Source organism: Cellulomonas massiliensis JC225 (assembly GCF_000312005.1).
Classification (GTDB): Bacteria; Actinomycetota; Actinomycetes; order Actinomycetales; family Cellulomonadaceae; genus Cellulomonas; species Cellulomonas massiliensis.
On sequence record NZ_HE978588.1, the window covers coordinates 1,475,441 to 1,496,919 of the forward strand.

The window sequence follows — 21,479 nt, forward strand, 5'->3', positions numbered from 1 at the left end:
CCCGCGCGCCCGCGCGGCGACAGCGTCCCATCTGCGCCGGGCCCGCCTGGTCGACGCGCCCGACGAGGCGGTCGTGCTCACGCACGGGGCGACGCACGGCATGGCCCTGGTCGCCGCGGCGCTCGTCGCGGCCGGTCACCGGCGGCTGCTCGTCGAGGACCCGAGCTGGCCGGTGCTGCGCGACGTCGCGCGTCGCGCGGGGCTGGAGCCGGTGCCGGTGCCGGTCGACGACGGTGGTGCCGACGTCGACGCGCTCGTGGCGGCCTCCGCCCGCAGCGGGGCCCGCGCGGCGCTCCTCACCCCCGCCCACCAGTTCCCCACCGGCGTGGCCCTCGCCCCGGAGCGCCGCCAACGGGTCGTCGCGTGGGCGCGGGACGTCGACGGGCTCGTCGTCGAGGACGACTACGACGCCGAGTTCCGCTACGACCGCCGGCCGGTCGCGGCGCTGCAGCGCCTGGACCCGGGCCGCGTGCTGCTGCTCGGCTCCCTGAGCAAGACCCTCGCACCCGGGTTCGGCACCGGCTGGGCCGTGGTGCCGCCGCGCTGGCGCGAGGCGCTCTCCCGGGCGGCCCGCGACGCGCCCCCCGGTCCGTCGGTCGTCGACCAGCTCACGTTCGCCCGCCTCCTGGAGGGCGGCGCGTACGACCGGCACCTGCGCGCCACCCGCGTGCGGTACCGGCGCCGCCGGGACGCCCTCGTGGCGGCCCTGGGTCGCGAGCTGCCCGGCGCCGACGTGCGCGGCCTCGCCGCCGGCCTGCACCTGCTCCTCGTCCTCGGCCCGAACGCGACCGACGCGGCCGACGTCCCGGACGCGGCCGACGTCGTGCGCGAGGCCGCCGCCCGGGACGTGGCGGTCGTCGACCTGCGCCGGTACCAGGCGCGCCCCGCGGACCGTTCGCGCACGCTCGTCGTCGGCTACGGCAACCTGGCCGACGCCCGGGTGGACGAGGCCGTGGCCCTCCTCGCCCAGGCGGTGGGCGCCGCGGCCGGCTGACGCCCGTCAGGCCGCACGCAGGCGGTCGAGGTCGACCAGCACCTGCGGCGGCAGCGGGCGCCGCTGGAGCAGGGCGGCGGGCAGCCGCGCCAGCACGCCGAGCAGCGCCCGGCGGGTGGTGCCGTCGCGCGCGACGCCGACGACCCGCTCCCGCACGCGGCGCCACGGCAGCCGCAGCACCGCGGTGAGGACCGCGGAGCGGGCGACGGCGACCGACCGGCGGTCGCCCGAGCGGTCGACGCTGCCGGGCGCGTGCCAGGCGACCACGTCGTCCCGGTAGACCAGCGCGCGGCCCGCGGCGGCGAGGTCCCACGCGACGCGGTCCTCCTCGCCGGGGAAGCGGACGACGCGGTCGAACCCGCCGACGGCGAGCAGGTCCGACCGCCGCAGGACGGTCGCGCAGGCGACGAAGCCGAGCACGCGGGGGCCGGGCAGCCCGTCGCGGTCGAGGGGCGAGTCGCGCAGGAGCTCGCAGATGCCGTCCGTCCGGCCGTCCGGCGCCAGCGCGATGCGCGCGCACACGCCGGCCACGCCCGGGTGCTCGTCCAGCACCTGCGCGGCGGCCGTGAGCGCCCCCGTCTCCCACCAGGAGTCGTCGTCCGCGAACGCCACGTACGGCGTCGACGCGCACGCCGCGCCGATCGTCCGGGCCGCCGCGCCCAGGTTCCGGCGCAGCCGGACCACCTCGACCGCGGGGAACGCGGCCGCCACCGCCGCCGCGGTCCCGTCGCGCGACGCGTTGTCGACGACGACCGTCGCCGCGCGCAGCCGCGGCAGGTTGGCGAGCAGGCTGGCCCGGCGGTCGCGCGTCATGACGACGAGGGTGACCCGCTCGTCCTCCGAAGCCCGGCCGTCGGGACAGGTGCGCATCGTCCCGTCGTACCCCGCCCCGCCGCGACGCGCCCGCGGTGGCGCTCAGCTCACGTAGGCGTCCGCCGCGAGGTCCGCCAGCAGCGTCGGGCCGGTCGGCTCCCAGCCGAGCCGCTCACGCGTGAGGGTGCTCGAGGCGGCGAGGTCCTGGCCGAAGAACCGTGCGAGCCAGCCGAAGTGCTCGGCCGCGTCCTCCTCGCTGATCGACGCCACCGGCAGCCCGAGCCGCTGCCCGATCGCCTCGGCGATCCGCCGGGTCGCGACGCCCTCCTCCGCGACCGCGTGCCACGCCGTGCCCGCCGGTGCGGCCGTCAGGGCGCGCGCCGCGAGCCGGCCCGCGTCGGACACGTGCACCGCCGCCCAGCGGTGCGAGCCGTCCCCGACGTGTGCGCTGACGCCGCGCTCGCGGGCGATGCCGACGAGAGCCGCCGTGAACCCGTGGTCGCCGGTGCCGTGCACGGTGGGCGCGAACCGCAGGCTGACCGTGCGGACGCCGCGGCCGGCCCACGACAGCGCGAGGTTCTCGCTGCCGCCGCGCGGCGCGTCCGGGCCCTCGTGCGGGGAGCGGTCCTCCTCGGTGGCGAGCCGGCCGGGCGTCAGGCCGGCGACGCCCGCGGCGAGGGCGAACCCGCGGCCGGTGCCCTCCAGCGCGGCCAGCATCGTCTCGACCGCCTGGCGCTCGAGGCGGGCGGCGCCGGCCATGTCGCCGAAGTCGTGGTGGAAGCCGAGGTGCAGCACGGCGTCGGACGCGCGCGCCTCGCGGTCGAGGACGTCGAGGTCGGCCAGGCCGCCCGCGACGGGCTCGACCCCGGCCGCGCGCAACGCGGCGGCGGACCGGTCGGAGCGGGCGAGGCCGGCGACGTGGTGGCCGGCGGCGAGCAGGTGGGGGACGGTGGCGACGCCGATCCAGCCGCTGGCCCCGGTGACGAACACGCGCATGAGCGCTCTCCTGACGAGTGATGACAGTCGCTGACATCGCGACTGTACGCCTCGATGTCAGCAACTGTCATCACTAGGATGGCCGGCATGGTCCGATGGGAGCCCGGCGCCCGCGACCGCCTCGTGGCGGCCGCGCTCGACCTCTACGCCGAGCGGGGGTTCGAGCAGACGACCGTCGACGACATCGCCGAGCGCGCCGGCGTCACCCAGCGCACCTTCTTCCGGCACTTCACCGACAAGCGCGAGGTGCTGTTCGACGGCTCGTCCGAGCTGCTCGCGGTGCTCGAGCGCACCATCGCCGAGCTGCCCGACGTCGCGTCGCCGGCCGGGGCCGCGGCCGAGGCGTTCGCCCAGGCAGCCGCGGCGCTCGACGAGCGGCCACCGGGCTTCCCGCGCCGCCGCGCCGCCGTGATCGCCCAGAACGCCGCCCTGCAGGAGCGCGAGCTGCTCAAGCTCGCCACGATGTCGGCGGCCGTCCGGGACGCGCTGGGCCGCCGCGGCGTGGAGCCGGCCGTCGCGGACCTGGCCGCCGAGCTCGGGACGACGGCGTTCCGCGTCGGCTTCCAGCAGTGGATCGACGACGAGCGACCCGGATCGCTCGTCCCGCTGGTGCGCGGAGCGTTCGCGGCCCTGCGGAGCGTCGCCGCGAGCTGACCGGCCGGAGCTCGGCGTCAGGCGAACGCGACGTCCGTGACGCGCGCCCGGAAGAACTCGCCCTCGTCCTGCTGGTCGGTGCCGGCCCACCACCCGGCCCGGTACACCGCCGGCACCGCCACGCCGTGGAACGTCGCCTCGCGCTCGACGGTCACGCCGAACGGCACGCGGCGCCACCCGGTCCCGTCGGGGTCACCCCAGCGGTCGATCCGGACGGACAGCAGGCGCCCCTCGTCGTCGACGCGCAGGTCGACGTGCTCGGTGCCGGCGCCGACCTGCCACGTCGCCCGGCAGGCGCCGTCGTCCTCGCCGGCCGACCACGAGGCGAGGTCGAACGTCGTCGGCACGCACACCCCCTCGGCCGCGAGCCGCCCGCCGGCGCTGCGCGTGACGTCGGGCCCGTCGGAGGTCATCACCGGGACCAGGCCGGCGAGCCGCCAGCGCATCTCGCCCGTCCCGCCGCTGCGTCGGTCGAAGCCCGTGACCGGCAGGCCCGCGACGCGGGCGGTCGCCCGCCACACGAACCCGTCCGGTGGGGCGAGCACCTGGCGGGCGCGGAACGGGCGCCAGGCGCCGAGCCGGATCTCGCCCTCCATCGTGACGACCGCGGACCGGTGCAGCGGCGTGCCGGGGGCGATGCTGTAGCGCAGCCACCGCCGTGCGGCCGCCGGCAGGTCGGCGACGAGCTCGGGTGTGAACGTCCCCGACGGCGCGCCCGAGGCGGACAGCTCCTGCCACGCCTGCGCGGCGCGGTCGCGGGCTCCCGACGGCCGACGCACGGCGCCTCCTCGGGGTCCGGGGCGGGCGCGGCGACGGCGCCCTCCCTCCGGAGGCTAGGAGGTCGCGCCGGCCGGCGCCTGGACCGATGGTCCCGGTGTCAGGCCGACGTCAGCGTGCCGGGCGCGGGGAACGGCAGCGTGAACGTCTCGGGGCGCGAGCCGACGGCCGACGCGGCGCCGAAGTCGTCCGCGACCACGACGACGCGCTCGGGCGTCACCTCGGAGAGCCGGACGAGCCGCTCGCTGCCGTCGTCGAGCGTGAGGCGCCAGCGGTCGGCGAGCCAGCGGATGCCGCGGGCGTCGAGCGCCTGCTCGGCCTCGACCCAGTCGACCGGGCCGGACACGTCGCGCCCCAGCCGGTCGACCGCGACGAACGCGTCCCCGTCGGGGCGGACCCAGCCCAGGAGCTCACGGTCGTCGGGGCGGCGGTGCTCGATCCAGTCCGAGGGCAGCATCCGCCGATGGTAGGCAGCGGCGCACGGGCAGGTCAGGCGGTTTGCCGGGCCGCGTGGGGCTTTCGCCCGATCCCGCTGCGCGGAAGACTGGCGTCATGACGGACCACACGACGGAGACGGCGCCGGTGCGGCCCGTCGCCGAGCCGGCCCCCGTGCGCCCGTGGGCGATCGTCGCGTGGGCGGTCGCGGGCGCGTGTCTCGCGCTCGTCGTGAGCGCCATCGGCGTGTTCACCGTGCCGGTCGGCGTGCTGCTCGTCGTCGTCCTGCTCGTCGCGCGTCGCTTCCCCGAGTCGCCCGCCGTGCTCGTCGGGGCGGGCGCCCTGCCGCTCTACGTCGCGTGGCTGAACCGGACGGGCCCGGGGCGGGTGTGCTCGACGACGGCCACGACGGAGTCGTGCTTCGACGCGACGAGCCCGTGGCCGTGGGTGGCGGTCGGGCTCGTCCTCGTCGTCGGCGGGGCGCTGCTCGCGGTGCGTACCGGCTGGCGTCGGCTCGCTCACGCCTGAGCCGGGACGGCTCGCGCGCGACGGGCCGCACGGACGGCCGGCGACGCCGGCCCCTGGTCCCCCCGGGGCGGCGCCGCCGACGTCCAGGACCTCAGGCGGAGGTCGACGCCTCGATCGCCGTCGGCGCGCCGTGCTGGACGGAGATCTTGCGCGGCTTGGCCTCCTCCGCGACCGGGATGGTCAGCGTGAGGACGCCGTCGGTGTAGGTCGCCTCGATGCGGTCGAGCGCGAGGCCCGACCCCACCGCGAGCTGGCGGGCGTAGGTGCCCGACGGGCGCTCCTTGGCGAGCCACTGCACGTCCTGGTCGGTGCGCGGCGAGCGCTGCGCGCGGATCGTCAGCGTGCGGTCCTCGACGGCGACGTCGATCGTGCCCGGGTCGGCACCCGGCAGGTCGACGTGCAGGACGTAGTGGTCGCCGGACCGGTACAGGTCCATCGGCATGGTGGCCGACGCGCGGTCGGCGGCGAGCACCTGCCCGAACAGGCGGTCGAGCTCCTGGAACGGGTCGAAACGCGTAGCCACGGACCCTCACCTCCCTCGCGGCGAGCCCGGACCGTCCGGGCTCGGGTGCTGCCCGGCGGAGTCCGTTCCGCCGGGGCGGCTACGCCTCCAGGATTAGCACTCGCGACGTGAGAGTGCCAACCGATGTTCGCTCTGAGCGAACGACTGACGAAGGTCCTGCGCCAGGCCACGCCGGCCCTGTGGACGGACGCGCCCACCCCCTCCTCGGGGCTTACCCTGTGCGCGCGGGCAGGCGGGGTGCTAGACCGGAGGACGACGGCGCGCCGGGTCCCGGCCGCCGTCGTCCTGCGCGACCCACCGCCCCCGCTCACCGAGGAGAACCCGCGTGGCCGACCTGGCTGACCTCACCCTGAACGACGGTCACACCCTCCCCGCGATCGGCTTCGGGACCTACCCGCTGGACGACGCGCAGGCCCGCGACGCCGTCGTCAGCGCCGCGGAGGTCGGGTACCGCCTCGTCGACTCCGCCGTGAACTACGGCAACGAGGCCGGCGTCGGCGCCGGCGCGCGCGACACGGGGATCCGCGAGCAGCTCGTCGTCACCACCAAGGTGCCGGGCCGCGACCACGGCTACGACGAGACGCTGCGCTCGCTCGACGGGTCGCTGCAGCGGCTGGGCCTCGACCGCGTCGACCTGTACCTGATCCACTGGCCGAACCCGAGCGTCGACCGTTACGTCGACACGTGGCGCGCGATGGTCGCGGCGCGCGACGCCGGGAAGGTCCGCTCGATCGGCGTCTCGAACTTCACCGAGGCGCACCTGCGCCGGCTCGCCGACGAGACGGGCGTGCTGCCCGCGGTCAACCAGGTCGAGATGCACCCTTACTTCGCGCAGGCCCGGCTGCGCGCCTTCCACGACGAGCACGGCATCGTCACCGAGGCCTGGAGCCCGCTCGGCCGCCGCAGCGACCTGCTCGACAACGACGTGCTCGCCGGGCTGGCGCGCGACAAGGGCGTCTCCGTCACGCGCCTCGTCCTCGCCTGGCACCGTGCGCTCGGCTCCGTCCCGCTGCCCAAGGCGGCGTCGCGCGAGCACCAGGCCGAGAACCTCGACGTCGCGGGCATCGAGCTCACCGACGACGAGGTCGCGGCGATCTCCGCGCTCGAGCGCGGCCGCATCGGCGGCGACCCGGACCACCACGAGGAGATGTGAGCCGCACCCCGGCCGCTCGCACCCCCCGCCCAGCCCTCATCGCACCCCCGGAAGGAACACCCGTGCAGCAGCGCACGCTCGGCCCCCGCACCGTCTCCGCGATCGGTCTCGGCGGCATGCCCATGTCCATCGAGGGCCGGCCCGACGAGGACCGCTCCGTCGCCACGATCCACGCCGCGCTGGACGCGGGCGTGACCCTGATCGACACCGCCGACGCCTACCACCTGCACGCCGACGAGGTCGGCCACAACGAGGAGCTCATCGCCCGTGCGCTGCGCTCCTACGGCGGCGACACCTCCGACGTGCTCGTCGCGACCAAGGGTGGCCACCTGCGCCCGGGCGACGGCACGTGGACGATCGACGGGCGCCCGCAGCACCTCAAGGAGGCGGCCAAGGCCTCGGCCCGGCGCCTCGGCGTCGAGGCGATCGGCCTCTACCAGTTCCACCGCCCCGACCCGGCCGTGCCGTACGTCGACTCGGTGGGCGCGATCCGCGACCTGCTCGACGAGGGCGTCATCCAGCTCGCCGGCATCTCGAACGCGACCGTCGCGCAGATCGACGAGGCGAACGAGGTGCTCGGCGGTCGGCTGGTCTCGGTGCAGAACCAGTTCTCGCCGCGGTTCCGCTCCTCGCTCGCCGAGCTCGAGCACTGCGCCGCGCTCGGCATCGCGTTCCTGCCGTGGTCGCCGCTGGGTGGCATCGCCCGCGCGAGCGAGGTGGGCACGAGCCACTCCGCGTTCCAGGAGGTCGCCGACGCGCACGGCGTCAGCCCGCAGCAGGTCGCGCTCGCGTGGGAGCTCGCGCTCGCGCCCGTCGTGATCCCGATCCCGGGCGCCTCGCGCCCCACGAGCATCCAGGACTCGGTGCAGGCGGCCGAGCTCCAGCTGACCGACGACGAGATCGCGGCGCTGTCCGCGAGCGGGGAGTGACCGTGAAACGACTGACCCTGGCCGGCACCGACATCGAGGCGCCCGAGGTCGTCCTCGGGCTCATGCGGATCGCCGACAAGAGCGACGACGAGGTCCGCGAGCTGCTGCGCACCGCGCGCGACGCCGGCATCGACTTCGTCGACCACGCCGACGTGTACGGCAACGAGCTGCACGGCTGCGAGCGGCGGTTCGCGGAGGCGATGCAGCTGACGCCCTCGGAGCGCGACGCGCTGACCATCCAGACGAAGTGCGGCATCGTCAAGGACGGGCCGTACTTCGACTTCTCCTATGAGCACATCGTCGAGTCGGTGCACGGCTCGCTCGAGGCGCTCGGCACCGACCGCATCGACGTGCTGCTCCTGCACCGCCCGGACGCGCTCGTCGAGCCCGAGGAGGTCGCGCGCGCGTTCGACGAGCTGCACGAGGCGGGCAAGGTCCGCGCGTTCGGCGTCTCGAACCACACGCCGCGCCAGGTCGACCTGCTGCGCGCGCACGTGCGCCAGCCGATCGTCGCGAACCAGGTGCAGCTGTCGATCACCCACGCGCCGCTCGTCGCGCAGGGTGTCGCGGCGAACATGCAGGGCCAGGAGCAGTCGATCACCCTCGACGGCGGCGGCATCGTCGACCACTGCCGCCTGCACGACATCGCGCTGCAGGCGTGGTCGCCGTTCCAGGCCGGCTTCTTCACCGGCGTGTTCCTCGGCTCGGACGAGTACCCCGAGCTGAACGCCGCCATCGACAGGCTGGCGGCGCAGTACGACGTCGAGCCGATCGCCATCGCCGTCGCCTGGATCACCCGCATCCCGGGCCGCACCCAGGTGGTGCTCGGCACGACGACGCCGGCCCGGGTGGCCGCGGCGGCCGCCGGCTCGGAGGTCACGCTCACCCGCGCGGAGTGGTACGAGCTCTTCCGGGCGGCCGGGTACACGGTGCCCTGAGGGCGGCCCGCCCGACCCGCGTCCGGGAACCCGGTGCGCGCGGCGGGCGACGGGGCTAGCGTCGGCCTCGTCGCCGGCCGCGCGCCGCCGCCCGCCGTCGCTCGTCCCGACCCCACGCACCACCGCCCCGACCCCGCCTGTGAGGAGGCCCCCGTGGACGTCCAGCTCGAGACCGAGCCCGACCGGCTCGTCGCCGTCCTGCGCGAGAAGGTCGCGATGGACCGCCTCCCCGAGTTCTACGACCGGGCCTACCGCGCCGTCGGCGAGGCCGTCGCGCAGGCGGGCGGCGCCGTCGCCGGGCCCGCGCTCGGCTGGTACCACGGCGGGCCGTCGGCGACCGTCGACGTCGCGGCCGGGCTGCCCGTCATCGGGATGTCGACCGGCTCGATCGGCGGCGGCGTCCACGTGGTCCGCATCCCCGGCGGCAGTGCCGTCACCGCGGTGCACACGGGCCCCTACGACGGGCTGCCCGCCGCGTGGCAGGAGCTCGAGAGCTGGCGGGCCGCGAACGCGGGCGCGGGCCGGGGCGACTTCTGGGAGGAGTACGTGAGCGACCCGTCGCCCGGCGGGGACCCGGAGCTCACGGAGACGCGGCTGGTGCTGCCGCTCGCCTGACCGCGGCGGGCGTCAGGCGGTCGCGCCGCGGACGAGGTCCTCGCGGACGACGCGCCGCAGCACCTTGCCGACGAGCGAGCGCGGCAGGTCCGGCACCACGACGAGGCGGCGCGGCAGCGCGTAGCGGGCGAGGTGCTGCTCGCACCAGGCGCGCACGCCCTCCAGGTCGACGCCCGCGGGCTCGTCCTCGTCGAGCACGACGGCCGCGACGACCTGCTCGCCCAGGTCGCCCTCGGCCGGCACGCCGACGACCGCCACGTCGCGGATGCCCGGCATCGCGCGCAGCCGGTCCTCGACCTGCGACGGGTACACCTTGAAGCCGCCGGTGATGATCATCTCCTTGATGCGGTCGACGAGGACGACGTAGCCGTCCTCGACGCGCACCACGTCGCCGGTGCGGAGCCAGCCGCCGGGCAGGAGCTGCTCCGCGGTCTCCTCCGGACGGCCCCAGTAGCCGGCGAACACCTGCGGGCCGCGGACGAGCAGCTCGCCCTCGTCGGCCTCGCGCGTGGGGTCGTTCTGGTCGACCACGCGGATCTCCGTGCTCGGGAACGGCATGCCGAGGGTGCCCGGTCGCCGGTCGGCCGACAGCGGGTTGCCGAGCGCGACGGGCGAGGTCTCGGTCATGCCGTAGCCCTCGACGACAAGGCCGCCGGTGAGCCGCTCCCAGCGGGCGGCCGTCGCCGCGGGCAGGGGCATCGCGCCGCTGATCGCGTACCGGAACGACGAGAGGTCGGCGCCCGCGGCCTCCGCGGCGGCGCTGAGCCGGTCGAGCATCGGCGGGACGGCGGGCAGGAACGTGCCCGGCCGGCGGCGCTGGGCGGCGAGCACCGTCTCGGCGTCGAACTTGGGGAACGCGACGAGCGTCGCGGCGATCTGGACGGCGTACGTGAGGCACAGCGTGAGCCCGAACGCGTGGAAGAACGGCAGGACGCCGTAGACCGTCTCCTCGCCGTCGCGCGCCTGGGTCCAGGCGCGGCCCTGGATCGCGTTCGCGAGCAGGTTGCGGTGCGTGAGCACGGCCGCCTTCGGCGTACCCGTCGTGCCGCCCGTGTACTGCAGCAGCGCCACGTCGGTCGGCGCCGGCGCGGGGTGGTCGGTGGGCAGGGGGGAGGCCGCCGCGACGAGCCGGTGCCAGACCGGCACGCCCGCCGGGACCGGCGCCCGCAGGGCCGCGCGCGCGGTGCGCGCCGCCGGCACGGGCAGGCGCAGCGCGAGGCGCGAGCGCCACGGCAGGTCGGCCGAGAGGTCCACGGCGACGACGGTCCGGTCGCCGCCCGCCGCCAGCGCGGCCTCGACGACGTGCTCCCACGCGAGGACGACGCTCGCGCCCGAGTCGTCGAGCTGGTGCGCCAGCTGGGCGGCGGTGTACGTCGGGTTCGTCTCGACGACGACGGCGCCCAGGCGCAGCGTCGCGTAGAACGCCACCACGTGGCTCGTGCCGTTGGGCAGCGCGATCGCGACGCGGTCACCCGCCCGGACGCCGAGGGCGTGCAGCGCCGACGCGGCACGCGCCACCCGATCGGCGAGCTGCGCGTACGTCGTCGTCGCGCCGAGGAAGTCGATGGCGACCCGCTGCGGGAACCGCTCCGTCGCCCGCTCCAGACCCGCGCCCAGCGGCTCGTCCGGCACCTCGACGGTGCGGGGGACTCCGGGGGCGTACGGGTACGTCGTCACGCCATCAGCCTAACCTACGGTTGCGTAGGTTACGGCTCCGTAGGTGGACGACCTGCCGACGTCCCGGACCCGTTCGGCCGGGTCGCGCCGCCTGCACCAGGCGAGCGGCGCGACCCGCGGTCCGAGGGGTCAGCGGCGAACGGTCACCGGCACGGACCGCGACGACGACCCGGTCGACGACAGGTCGCCGAGGTACGACGCCGTCAGCACGTGGCGCCCGGCCGGGAGCGGCAGCCGCAGGGTCACCGCGCCGCGGTCGGCCGCGCGCAGGAGGGTGCGCGCGACGTCGCGGCCACCCTCGCGGACGACGACGAGGCCGGTCGGCCGCCCGCGGGGAGCGACGACGTGGACGACCGCGGACGCGCCCGGGCCGCGGGTGTCGGCGGCCGCGAGCACCGTCCGGGTCGCGGCGCGCCGGCCCGGCGCCGACGGGTCCGGCGCGAGCTCGGCCGCGGCGGGCAGCAGCCGCCCGTCGAAGTCGAACAGCGCCTGGTTCTCCCACGCGTTGCCCGACGACGGGTCGGCCGGGTCCCAGCCGTTGCCGGACACCGACGTCCACGCGGGCTCCCACCACACGGTGCCGAGCCCGCGGCCTCCGGGTGCCGACGCGACCGCGTCCTGCACCGCGCGCAGCGCCGCCGCCTGGCCCGCGGGCGTCGCCGGGTAGCCGGCGACGAGCTCGTCGGGCCGGTCGATGACGTTCTCCCACGCCGGCGCGTCGTCAGCGAGCGTGAACGGGTACGCGGTCTCGACGACGAGGACGTCCCGGTCGTAGCGCTCCGAGAGCGTCGAGACGGCCCCCTGCAGGTCGGCCAGGCTGCCGTGCCAGTACCCGTAGTAGGACAGGCCGATCACGTCGAAGGGCACCGAGCGCGCCGTGACCTCGTCGAACCACCACGTCAGCGACCCGATGCCGTTGTTGATGTTCGTGAGGTGGAGGATCACGCGCGTGCGCGGCGAGACCTCCCGGACCGCCTGCGCGCCCGCGGTGAGGAAGGAGGCGAGGGCGTCGTCCCACTGGGCGCCGTCCACGCCGTCGCCGGGGACGACGTCCCACGTCTGGCCGTACGGCCACAGCATCCCGGGGTTGATCTCGTTGCCGACCTGCACGTAGTCGGCGGTGATCCCCGCGGCTGCCAGCGCGTCGAGCACCTCGCGGGTGTGGTCGTGCACGTCCTGGGCGAGCCGGGCGACGGAGTGGCCCTCCCACGCGGCGGGCACGCCCTGGGCGCCCGGGTCGGTCCAGCGGTCGGAGTAGTGGAAGTCGACGAGCAGCCGCATCCCCGCGGCCGTGATCCGCCGGGCGGTCGCGACCACGTGGGTCACGTCGTTGTAGCCGTCGGCCGGGTCGACCCAGACCTTCAGCCGCCCGAGGTTCATCCCCGCGTCCGCGAGGATCTCGACCGCGTCGCCGCGCCGGCCCCGCGCGTCGGCGTACGTCGCGCCGTGGTCCTCGTTCTTCGCCAGGCCGGAGAGGTCGCCGCCGCGCACGTCCCGCGTCACGCGACCTCGCTCGAGCGTGACGTCGTCGACGTTCACCCAGGCGCCGCCCGGGCCGGCCGTCCGGATCCGCAGCTCGCACCCGCCGCCCACCACGTACGCCGAGACCGCGACGCGCACCCAGGCGTCGTCCTGCTGCGTGAGCGGCGTGGTGGTGGCGTCGTCGACGCCGCACCCGGCGAGCGCGACCGTGGTCGCGTCGAGCGCCCCGCCGGAGCGCACCCACGCGGCGGCCGTCCACCAGCCGTCGGCGAGGCCCTCGACGCGCTGCGACGTCGTGACGTCGAACGCGGTCGCGGACCAGTGCGTCAGCCGCGCGGCACCGGTGCGGCCGTCGGCCTCGGTCTTCGCCGCTCCCGGGGTGCCGGAGACGGTCCACCCGGCGAGCCCGTCCTCGAACCCGGCGCCGTCGACGACGCCGGGCGTCGGGTCGGCGGGCGGGACCGCCCGGGCGGACCCGGCCGAGGCGGACACCGCGGTCAGGCCGAGGGTCAGTGCGGTGGCGAGCGCGACGGCGCCGGTGCGGCGCCGCGCGCGGGAACGCGTGCGTGCTGTCATGACTCCTCGTCCTCCTTGACGGGGGCCTGCCCGGGTGGCGACCTGCCGCCCGGTGGTCGCCGCCGCGGTCCTCCCCGCGGCGGCGGGGATCAGCTCGTGGGGGCGACCCGGACGACCGCGACGCCGCCCGCCGGCACCTTGACCGACGAGCCGGTGGGCTCGCCCGTGAGCAGGTCGACGCCGTCCGCGGGCACGGCGACCGGCTGGTCGCCGTGGTTGACGACGACGAGGTGGTCGGCCTCGGCGCCCCGGCGCCGCACGACCTCCACGTCCTGCGGCAGCCCCGCCGGCGCGAGCCCCGCGTCCGCGTACGCGCCGGCGAGCACCGTGGCGAGGGCCTCGACGTCGAACCGGGTCGAGACGTACCAACCGGTGCCCGCGCCGCGGCGGTGCCGCGTCACGGCTGCCCGCCCCGCGGCGGGCCCGTCGAGGTACGTGGCGACGACCTCGGCCCCGGCCAGGACGAGCTCGTCCGACCACACGTCGGCCGTGAGCTCGTGCTCGCCCTCGGCGGACCGCGGACCCTCCCAGGCGACCCGGACGCGCTGCCCCTCCCGCAGCGGCAGGAACTCCTCGACGCCGACGCCGAGCAGGTCCCGCAGCGGAGCGAGGTAGCCGCCCGGGTGGACCGCGTCGTGCTCGTCCACGACGCCGGAGAAGTAGGAGACGACGAGCGTGCCGCCGCCCTCGACGTACCGCGTGAGGTTCTCCGCGGCGGCCCGCGAGAGCAGGTACGACGCGGGTGCGACGACGATCGGGTACCCCGACAGGTCCTGCTCCGGGTGCGCCATGTCGACCGTGATCCCGTCGCGCCACAGCCGCTCGTAGAAGGCGCGCACGCGCTCGCGGTGGTCGAGGTCGACGCTCGGGCGCCACTCGAGGTCCTGCGCCCAGAACGACTCCCAGTCCCACAGCAGGGCCGCCTGCGCACGGACGCGCGAGCCGCGCAGCTCCCCGACGCGGGCCAGGTCGGCGCCCAGCGCCACGACCTCGCGCCACACGCGCGACGAGGTCCCCGCGTGCGGCAGCATCGCCGAGTGGAACTTCTCGGCGCCGGACCGGGAGGCCCGCCACTGGAAGAAGAGCACGCCGTCCGCGCCGCGGGCCACGTGCTGGAAGGCGTTGCGCGCCATCTCGCCGGGCCGCTTGGCGACGTTGCGCGGCTGCCAGTTCACCGCGGACGTCGAGTGCTCCATGAGGATCCACGGGGTGCCGCCGGCGACCGATCGCGTGAGGTCGGCCGCGAGCGCGAGCCCGACGTGCGCCCGTTCGTCGGCAGCCGTCAGGTAGTGGTCGTTCGAGACGACGTCGACCTCGCGGCCCCACGCCCACAGGTCGGTGGCGGGGCACTCGGCGGCCATGAAGTTCGTCGTGACCGGGCGGTCGGAGTACCGCCGGATCGCGTCACGCTCGGCGACGAAGCACGCGCGCAGCTGGTGGTCGGTGAACCGTGCGAAGTCGAGCCGTTGGGCGGGGTTGACGACGCTTGGCGCGAGGGCCGGGACGCCGACGTGCTCCCACGCGCCGTACGTCTGCCCCCAGAACGCGGTGCCCCACGCGGCGTTCAGCGCGTCGAGCGTGCCGTAGCGGTCCTGCAGCCAGGCCCGGAACGCCGCCGCGGAGGTGGGGGAGTAGTCCTCCGAGACGGGGGCGCCGTACTCGTTGTGCACGTGCCACAGCACGACGGCCGGGTGGTCCCCGTAGCGGCGGGCGAGCTCGGTCGTGATGCGGAGCGCCGCCGCGCGGTAGGCCGGAGAGCTGGGCGACGCCATGCCGCGCGAGCCGAACCCGAGCACGGTGCCGTCGCGCGTGACGACCCGGGCCTCGGGGTGCGCGTGGAAGAACCACGCCGGTGGGGACGCGGTGGGGGTCCCAAGGTCGACGGCGATGCCGGCGCCGTGCAGCAGGTCCAGCAGCTCGTCCATCCACCCCAGGTCGTACTCGCCCTCGCGCGGCTCGAGCAGCGCCCAGGAGAAGATGCCGACGCTGACGAGGGTGACCCCCGCCTCGCGCATGAGGGCCACGTCCTCCTCCCACACCTCGCGCGGCCACTGCTCGGGGTTGTAGTCGCCGCCGTAGGCGATCGAGCCGAGCCGCTCGTCCCACCGGCGCGTCCCGGGCCGTGGCTGCGGCCCCGGCGGCGGGGCGGGGTGGGACGAGGCAGGGGGCAGGGACGTCATGACGCTCCGTCGGGTCGTCGGGCTCGGCCACGAGGGCCGGCGGCGGCCGCAGAGGTGCGGCCTCACCGCGTGCCTCGGGGCGTCGTCCGGGTGAAGAACTGTGTGCGCTCTCAGCCTGTGAGCGTGCACAACGAACAGATAACACCACGAACCGCGACGTTGACAACCCTCGCTGCCGTGTGCGTACTGTGAGCGTGCACAGGCAGTCGCGCCGCACCGGCGCTTCCCGCCGCACGGTCGCGGCGGGCGTTGACGAGGAGGTCACATGCGCCTGCACTCAGGCATCCGTGCGGCGGTCGCGCTGACCGCGACGGCGTTGCTCGCCACCGCGTGCTCGAGCGGCGGCACGTCGTCCGAGGGCGAGACGGGCTCCACCGGGTCCGGCGGGAAGGTCGAGCTGTCGTTCTGGACGTGGGCGCCGGGCATGGAGGAGGTCGTCGCGGCCTGGAACGCCGCGCACCCCGACGTCCAGGTGACGGTCAACAAGCAGGACGGCGGTGACCCGGCCGTCACCAAGCTGCTGACCGCGATCAAGGCCGGCTCCGGGGCGCCGGACCTCATGCAGACCGAGTACCAGAAGATCCCCACGCTGGTGTCGGCGGACGCGCTGGCCGACATCAAGGGCGACCTGCCGGGCGACGTCCAGAGCCACTTCGCGGACGGCACGTGGCAAGCCGTCACCCTGGGCTCCGACGCGGTGTACGGCGTGCCCCAGGACTCGGGCCCGATGGAGTTCTACTACCGCGCCGACCTCTTCGAGAAGTACGGCCTCGAGGTGCCGACGACGTGGGCGCAGTACGCCGAGGTGGCAGCCGAGCTGCGTGAGAAGGACCCGAAGGCGTACCTCGGCACGTTCTCCGCGACCGACGCCGGCTGGTTCACCGGGCTCGCCCAGCAGGCCGGCGCCTCGTGGTGGGGGATCGACGGCGACGCGTGGACGGTCGACATCGACTCGGCCGCGACGCAGAAGGTCGCGCAGTACTGGGGCGACCTCGTCGAGAAGGGCGTGATCGACAACAAGCCGATGTACACCCCCGAGTGGAACGCCGCGCTCAACGACGGCACGCAGATCGGCTGGGTCTCCGCGATCTGGGCGCCCGGCGTCCTCGCGGGCAACGCCGCCGACACCGCGGGCAAGTGGAAGATGGCGCCGCTGCCGCAGTGGGAGGAGGGCGGCCAGGCCACGGGCAACTGGGGCGGCTCCGCCACGAGCGTGACGTCGCAGTCGAAGCACCCGAAGGAGGCGGCCGAGTTCATCGCCTGGATGAACTCCTCGCAGGAGGGCGTGAACATCCTCGCCCAGGAGGGCGGCCTGTACCCGGCCGACATCCCCGGCCAGGCAGAGGCCCTGTCGGAGCCGCCGGCGTTCTTCCCCGAGCAGGACGACTTCTACACGATCGCCGCGCAGATCGCGCAGACGGTGCAGCCGTTCACCTACGGCCCGAACGTCAACGTGGCCTACTCCGCGTACAACGACGAGTTCGGCAAGGCCGCCGAGGCGAAGAAGGCCTCCGCGTTCACCGCCGCCGTCACGGCGATGCAGACCGCGACGGTCGACGACCTGAAGAACTCGGGCTTCACGGTCAAGGACTGACCGGACGGGCCGGCCTCGCAGGCCGAGCCCGTCGCCCACGGTCGCCCGGCTCTCCCCCTGGAGCCGGGCGGCCGTGCCCTTCGAGGCACCGACCGGGGCCGTTCAGGCCCGACGAAGGAGGACCGGTGGCCACGCTCACCGACACCCCGACGACCGCCGCCGCGGCGACCCGCCGTCCCCGCCGCCGGGGCCGCCTCGCGCCGTGGGTGTACCTGTCGCCCGCGCTCGTGCTGTTCGCGCTGTTCCTGGCACTGCCGATCCTCTACTCGGTGTACCTGAGCTTCCGCACCGTCAAGGTCAGCGGACTGGGGCTGGGCAAGGGCGCCCGGACCGAGGTCTGGGCCGGGTTCGACAACTACGCCCGCGCCCTGTCCGACCCGGACTTCCTCGCGTCGGTCGCACGCGTCGGGCTGTACGGCCTGGTGCTGGTCCCGACGATGCTGGGCCTGGCACTGCTCTTCGCGCTGCTGCTCGACGCGCGGCGCACGCGCGCCAAGGGCTTCTCGCGCGTCTCGATCTTCCTGCCGTACGCCGTCCCCGCCGTGATCGCCTCGCTGCTGTGGGGCTTCCTCTACCTGCCGCGGGTGAGCCCGTTCTTCTACGTGTTCGACCGGCTCGGCTGGGACGCCCCCGAGCTGCTCTCCTCGCAGTGGGTGCTGTTCGCGATCGCGAACATCGGGCTGTGGGGCGGCGTCGGCTTCAACATGATCGTCATCTACACCTCGCTCAAGGCGATCCCGACGGAGCTGTACGAGGCCGCGCGCCTCGACGGCTGCTCGGAGGTCGCGATCGCCTGGCGGATCAAGATCCCGGTGGTCATGCCGTCGCTCATCCTCACGTTCCTGTTCTCGATGATCGCGACGCTGCAGGTGTTCGCCGAGCCGATGACGCTGCGGCCGCTGACGAACACCATCTCCACGACGTGGAGCCCGCTCATGAAGGTGTACCGCGACGCCTTCACGCGCGACGACATCTACTCCGCGGCCGCGACGTCCGTCGTGATCGCGCTCGCGACGTTCGTGCTCTCGTTCGGCTTCCTGCGCCTCGTGCAGCGCCGCGCCTTCAGCCAGGAGAACGCCTGATGACGACGACGACCTCGCCCGCCCTGTCCGTGCCCGTGCCGCACCGCGCCGAGCGGGCCGTGCGGCCCGCACGCACGCACCGGGAGCGGCCGAGCCTGTGGGGGACGCTGATCCTGCTCGTCGGGGCCGCCTACTGCCTGTTCCCCGTGCTCTGGGTCGTGATGGCGTCGACGAAGAGCGCGTCGGAGCTGTTCTCGACGTTCACGCTCGCGCCCTCCACGCACCTGCCCGAGAACGTCGTCGACCTGTCGCAGTACCGCGGCGGCATCTACTGGCGGTGGATGGCGAACACCGCGCTGTACGCCGGCGTCGGCGGGCTCGCCTCGGTCGTCGTCTCCGCGATGGCGGGCTACGGGCTCGCGAAGTTCCAGTTCCGCGGCAAGAAGGCCGTCTTCAACGTCATCCTCGCGGGCGTGCTGGTGCCCGGCGTGGTGCTCGCCATCCCGCAGTACCTGCTGCTCGCGCAGGTGGGCCTGACGAACACGTACTGGTCGGTGCTGCTGCCGAGCGTCATCAGCCCGTACGGCATCTACCTCGCGCGCATCTACGCCGCGGCGTCGGTCCCCGACGACGTGCTGGAGGCGGCCCGCACCGACGGCGCACGCGAGGGTCGGATCTTCACCTCGATCGCCGTCCCGATGATGGTCCCGGGCCTCGTGACCATCTTCCTGTTCCAGTTCGTCGCGATCTGGAACAACTTCATGCTCCCCTACATCATGCTCGGCGACGACCGGCTGTTCCCGATCACGGTCGGGCTGTCGGGCCTCCTCAACCAGGGCGCGTCCCAGCCGGCGATGTACACGTCCGTCATCACCGGCGCGCTGCTGTCGATCGTGCCGCTCGCGGCGCTGTTCCTCACCCTGCAGCGGTTCTGGCAGGTCGACCTCGCCGCCGGGGCCGTCAAGGCGTGAGCAGCCCTAGAGTGCGACCGATGGACTCCTCCACCGGGCAGCGCAGACGCCCCACGATCCTCGACGTCGCCGCGGCCGCCGGCGTGTCGCGGGGCACCGTGTCGCGGGTCCTCAACGGCGGCCACTGGGTGTCGCCGGAGGCGCTGACGGCCGTCGAGCGCGCCATCCGGGACACCGGGTACACGACGAACCACCACGCCCGCAGCCTCGCGACGGGCCGCTCCAACTCGGTCGCCTTCCTGCTCACCGAGCCCCAGCAGCTGCTGTTCGACGACCCCAACTTCTCGATCCTCCTGCGCGGCGCCGCCCAGGAGCTCGCGACGAGGGGGATGCCGCTGCTGCTCATGGTCGCGGGCACCCGCACCGAGCGGGAGCAGGCCGTGAACTACATCGGCGCGGGGCATGTCGACGGCGTCCTGCTCATCTCGTCGCACGCGGGCGACCCGGTGGCCGACGCACTCGTCGCGCAGGGCACGCCCGTCATCGCCTGCGGCATCCCGCTCGGGCACGAGGGCGCGGTGGGCTACGTCACCGCCGACGACCTGGCGGGCGGCCGCCGGATGACCCGGCACCTGCTCGACCGGGGCCGCACCCGCGTCGCACACGTGACCGGCCCGCTCGACACCCCGGGTGGCCGTCTGCGGCTCGAGGGCTACCGGCTCGAGATCGGCGACGCGTACGACGAGTCGCTCGTCGAGCACGGCGACTACACCCGCGCCGGGGGCGCCGCCGCGATGCGGGCCCTGCTCGAGCGCCGACCGGACCTCGACGCGGTGTTCGTCGGCTCCGACCTCATGGCCGCCGGCGCGCTGCAGGTGCTGCGCGAGGCCGGCCGCTCCGTGCCCGGCGACGTCGCGGTGGGCGGCTTCGACGACTCCGGACTGGCCGTCAACCTCGAGCCGCCGCTCACGACGATGCGGCAGCCGTTCGAACGGATCAGCCAGGAGATGGTGCGCCTCCTGCTGGAGGTCGTCGAGGGCCGCGAGCCCGCCGCGATCACGCTCCCCGCCTCTCTCGTCGAGCGCTCGAGCACCTGACGCGTGACGCCGCTCCGCGGGCGGGCTGGCGCTCGCGGGCCGGCGAGCGGACGATGCCTGCGTGGGTGCGCTCGGATCGGTCGCGCGGCTCGCGCGCGAGACGGGCTGGCGCGCGGCCGACTACGCCTACGCCGGCTGGCGGCAGGTCGCCGGGACGCTCGCGCGCGACGACCCGCACCGGTACGAGCACCCGGACCGTCCGGTCGGCCGCCCGGTCGTGCTCGTCCCCGGCGTCTACGAGCCGTGGGCGTTTTTGCAGCCGCTCGCGTCGCGCCTCGCCGCGGAGGGGCTCGCCGTCCACGCCCTGCCGGAGCTGGGCACCAACGCCCGCCCGGTGCCGGAGTGCGCCGAGCTGCTCGGCCGCGTCCTGCAGGAGCGCGACCTGCGCGACGTGGTGCTGGTCGCGCACAGCAAGGGCGGGCTCATCGGCAAGCTCGCGATGGTGCGGCACGACCCCGAGCGCCGCGTCGCGCACATGGTCACCGTCAACACCCCGTACGCCGGCTCGTCGCTCGCCCGGCTGTTCCCGACCCGCGCGGTGCGCGCCTTCCTGCCCGACGACCCGACCATCGTCGCGCTCGGGCACGAGCGGGACGTCGACCGGCGGATCACCGCGGTCCGCAGCGTCTGGGACCCGCACATCCCGGGCGCGCGCGAGCTGGGCGGTGCCGCGGACGTCGTGCTGGGCACGCACGGGCACTTCCTGCCGCTGGAGGACCCCCGCGTCGTGCGCATCGTGGTGGCGGCGGCGCTCGCGCCCGCCGACGCCGACGAGGCCGGGCCGTCGTCCGGCTCAGTCGTGGGGGACGCGCACCACCCGTGACGCCGCGGGCGCGGGCGGTGCCGCGTCGGGGCCGTCGCCCCACGACGCGACCAGGTGCGCGACGGCCTCCGCGTGGCTGAACAGCATGCCGTGCGCCGCCCCCTCGACGGCGGCGACCGTGAGGTGCCGGGGCCCGCGCCTGCCGAGCCGGACGAGCCGCGCGGCCGGCGGCGCGAGCGGGTCCCGGGTGCCGACGACGACGAGCGTCGGGTGCGGTCCCCGCCCGGCGCGCTCGAGCGTCGGGAAGCGCGTGGTCTGGGCGAACAGCCGGACCACGCCGGCCGGGCCGAACCGCAGGTAGTCGCGCAGGACTCTCGGCAGAGCAGGCGGCGGCTCGTGCAGCCCGTCGCGGAGCAGCTGGCCGACCGCGCGCAGCAGGGGCTCGTTGTGCGGCCCGCCCGTCGGCGAGGTGAGGACGAGGCGCCGCACGCGCTGCGGCGCCACCCGTGCCACCTCCAAAGCGACGGCGCAGCCCATCGACGTCCCGACGAGGTCGACGGTCCCGAGGCCGAGCGCGTCGAGCGTCTCGAGCAGCGCGTCGGCGAGCTCGTCGACGGGCAGCGCGCGGGCCCAGGGCGGGCTCGCGCCGTGGCCCGGCAGGTCGGGCACGACCGCCGTCGCGCGGGCGCCGAGCAGGCGCGCGGTCGGCAGCACCGACCAGCCGGCCAGGGCGAAGCCGTGCAGCGCGACGACCGGCACGCTGCCGGGGACGGTGGGCCCGAGCCGGACGTGCACGGGCCGGCCGCCGACCTCGACCGAGCG

The 21,479-nt window shown here is 75.4% G+C and carries 21 protein-coding genes; 12 read left to right on the forward strand and 9 right to left on the reverse strand.

Annotated elements, in window-relative coordinates:
* Positions 1-994: aminotransferase-like domain-containing protein (locus HGCM_RS17390; RefSeq protein WP_040398990.1), on the forward strand; the 994-nt coding region annotated here is incomplete at its 5' end.
* A 6-nt stretch (positions 995-1,000) separates the two neighbouring features.
* On the opposite strand, the gene HGCM_RS17395 is transcribed toward HGCM_RS17390, so the two are convergent.
* Both HGCM_RS17395 and HGCM_RS07080 read right to left on the reverse strand, forming a co-directional pair.
* On the reverse strand, positions 1,001-1,864 hold the full coding sequence (locus tag HGCM_RS17395; protein WP_019136152.1) for a glycosyltransferase family 2 protein: 864 nt from the start codon (positions 1,862-1,864) through the stop codon (positions 1,001-1,003).
* Between the two features lie 45 nt (positions 1,865-1,909).
* Complete coding sequence (locus HGCM_RS07080) at positions 1,910-2,803, reverse strand: SDR family oxidoreductase (protein ID WP_019136153.1); 894 nt, start codon at positions 2,801-2,803, stop codon at positions 1,910-1,912.
* 87 nt (positions 2,804-2,890) lie between these two features.
* Between HGCM_RS07080 and HGCM_RS07085 the strand changes: the two genes are divergently transcribed.
* On the forward strand, positions 2,891-3,457 hold the full coding sequence (locus tag HGCM_RS07085; protein ID WP_019136154.1) for a TetR family transcriptional regulator: 567 nt from the start codon (positions 2,891-2,893) through the stop codon (positions 3,455-3,457).
* Between the two features lie 17 nt (positions 3,458-3,474).
* Here HGCM_RS07085 and HGCM_RS07090 read toward each other — a convergent pair whose 3' ends face one another.
* Both HGCM_RS07090 and HGCM_RS07095 read right to left on the reverse strand, forming a co-directional pair.
* Positions 3,475-4,236: a DUF6544 family protein gene (locus tag HGCM_RS07090; protein ID WP_019136155.1), complete on the reverse strand. Its 762-nt coding sequence runs from the start codon at positions 4,234-4,236 to the stop codon at positions 3,475-3,477.
* A 98-nt stretch (positions 4,237-4,334) separates the two neighbouring features.
* Positions 4,335-4,691, reverse strand: coding sequence for a hypothetical protein (locus HGCM_RS07095; protein WP_019136156.1), 357 nt, complete (start codon positions 4,689-4,691; stop codon positions 4,335-4,337).
* 95 nt (positions 4,692-4,786) lie between these two features.
* Between HGCM_RS07095 and HGCM_RS17400 the strand changes: the two genes are divergently transcribed.
* Positions 4,787-5,197: a hypothetical protein gene (locus HGCM_RS17400; RefSeq protein ID WP_019136157.1), complete on the forward strand. Its 411-nt coding sequence runs from the start codon at positions 4,787-4,789 to the stop codon at positions 5,195-5,197.
* Positions 5,198-5,288: 91 nt separating this feature from the next.
* Here the strand turns inward: HGCM_RS17400 and HGCM_RS07105 are convergent, their stop codons facing one another.
* A complete protein-coding gene (locus HGCM_RS07105; RefSeq protein ID WP_019136158.1) occupies positions 5,289-5,720 on the reverse strand; it encodes an Hsp20/alpha crystallin family protein in 432 nt (143 codons plus the stop codon).
* A gap of 325 nt (positions 5,721-6,045) precedes the next feature.
* Here HGCM_RS07105 and HGCM_RS07110 point away from each other — a divergent pair, with 325 nt between their 5' ends.
* The 4 genes from HGCM_RS07110 to HGCM_RS07125 all read left to right on the forward strand — a co-directional run bounded on the left by HGCM_RS07110 (position 6,046) and on the right by HGCM_RS07125 (position 9,355).
* Entirely contained in the window at positions 6,046-6,873 is an 828-nt protein-coding gene (locus HGCM_RS07110; RefSeq protein ID WP_019136159.1) for an aldo/keto reductase, read from the forward strand.
* 62 nt (positions 6,874-6,935) lie between these two features.
* Entirely contained in the window at positions 6,936-7,802 is an 867-nt protein-coding gene (locus HGCM_RS07115; protein WP_019136160.1) for an aldo/keto reductase, read from the forward strand.
* Between the two features lie 2 nt (positions 7,803-7,804).
* Entirely contained in the window at positions 7,805-8,740 is a 936-nt protein-coding gene (locus tag HGCM_RS07120; protein ID WP_026075320.1) for an aldo/keto reductase, read from the forward strand.
* A 153-nt stretch (positions 8,741-8,893) separates the two neighbouring features.
* A complete protein-coding gene (locus HGCM_RS07125) occupies positions 8,894-9,355 on the forward strand; it encodes a GyrI-like domain-containing protein (protein WP_019136162.1) in 462 nt (153 codons plus the stop codon).
* Between the two features lie 12 nt (positions 9,356-9,367).
* Here the strand turns inward: HGCM_RS07125 and HGCM_RS07130 are convergent, their stop codons facing one another.
* From HGCM_RS07130 to HGCM_RS07140, 3 genes are all read right to left on the reverse strand, one after another.
* Entirely contained in the window at positions 9,368-11,032 is a 1,665-nt protein-coding gene (locus HGCM_RS07130) for an AMP-binding protein (RefSeq protein ID WP_019136163.1), read from the reverse strand.
* Positions 11,033-11,161: 129 nt separating this feature from the next.
* Positions 11,162-13,090: a glycoside hydrolase family 53 protein gene (locus tag HGCM_RS07135; RefSeq protein ID WP_019136164.1), complete on the reverse strand. Its 1,929-nt coding sequence runs from the start codon at positions 13,088-13,090 to the stop codon at positions 11,162-11,164.
* 89 nt (positions 13,091-13,179) lie between these two features.
* Complete coding sequence (locus HGCM_RS07140) at positions 13,180-15,270, reverse strand: beta-galactosidase (protein ID WP_019136165.1); 2,091 nt, start codon at positions 15,268-15,270, stop codon at positions 13,180-13,182.
* A gap of 265 nt (positions 15,271-15,535) precedes the next feature.
* Here HGCM_RS07140 and HGCM_RS07145 point away from each other — a divergent pair, with 265 nt between their 5' ends.
* From HGCM_RS07145 to HGCM_RS17405, 5 genes are all read left to right on the forward strand, one after another.
* Positions 15,536-16,864, forward strand: coding sequence for an ABC transporter substrate-binding protein (locus HGCM_RS07145; RefSeq protein ID WP_019136166.1), 1,329 nt, complete (start codon positions 15,536-15,538; stop codon positions 16,862-16,864).
* 125 nt (positions 16,865-16,989) lie between these two features.
* A complete protein-coding gene (locus HGCM_RS07150) occupies positions 16,990-17,946 on the forward strand; it encodes a carbohydrate ABC transporter permease (RefSeq protein ID WP_019136167.1) in 957 nt (318 codons plus the stop codon).
* Positions 17,946-18,857 (forward strand): carbohydrate ABC transporter permease, encoded by a 912-nt coding sequence (locus HGCM_RS07155; protein WP_019136168.1) that lies wholly within the window; start codon positions 17,946-17,948, stop codon positions 18,855-18,857. Before HGCM_RS07150 ends, HGCM_RS07155 begins: the two co-directional genes overlap by 1 nt.
* 20 nt (positions 18,858-18,877) lie before the next feature.
* Positions 18,878-19,894, forward strand: coding sequence for a LacI family DNA-binding transcriptional regulator (locus HGCM_RS07160; RefSeq protein ID WP_019136169.1), 1,017 nt, complete (start codon positions 18,878-18,880; stop codon positions 19,892-19,894).
* Between the two features lie 61 nt (positions 19,895-19,955).
* Positions 19,956-20,717, forward strand: coding sequence for an esterase/lipase family protein (locus HGCM_RS17405; protein ID WP_019136170.1), 762 nt, complete (start codon positions 19,956-19,958; stop codon positions 20,715-20,717).
* On the opposite strand, the gene HGCM_RS17410 is transcribed toward HGCM_RS17405, so the two are convergent.
* A partial coding sequence (locus tag HGCM_RS17410; RefSeq protein ID WP_019136171.1) for an alpha/beta fold hydrolase occupies positions 20,688-21,479 on the reverse strand: 792 nt, incomplete at its 5' end. The genes HGCM_RS17405 and HGCM_RS17410 overlap by 30 nt on opposite strands.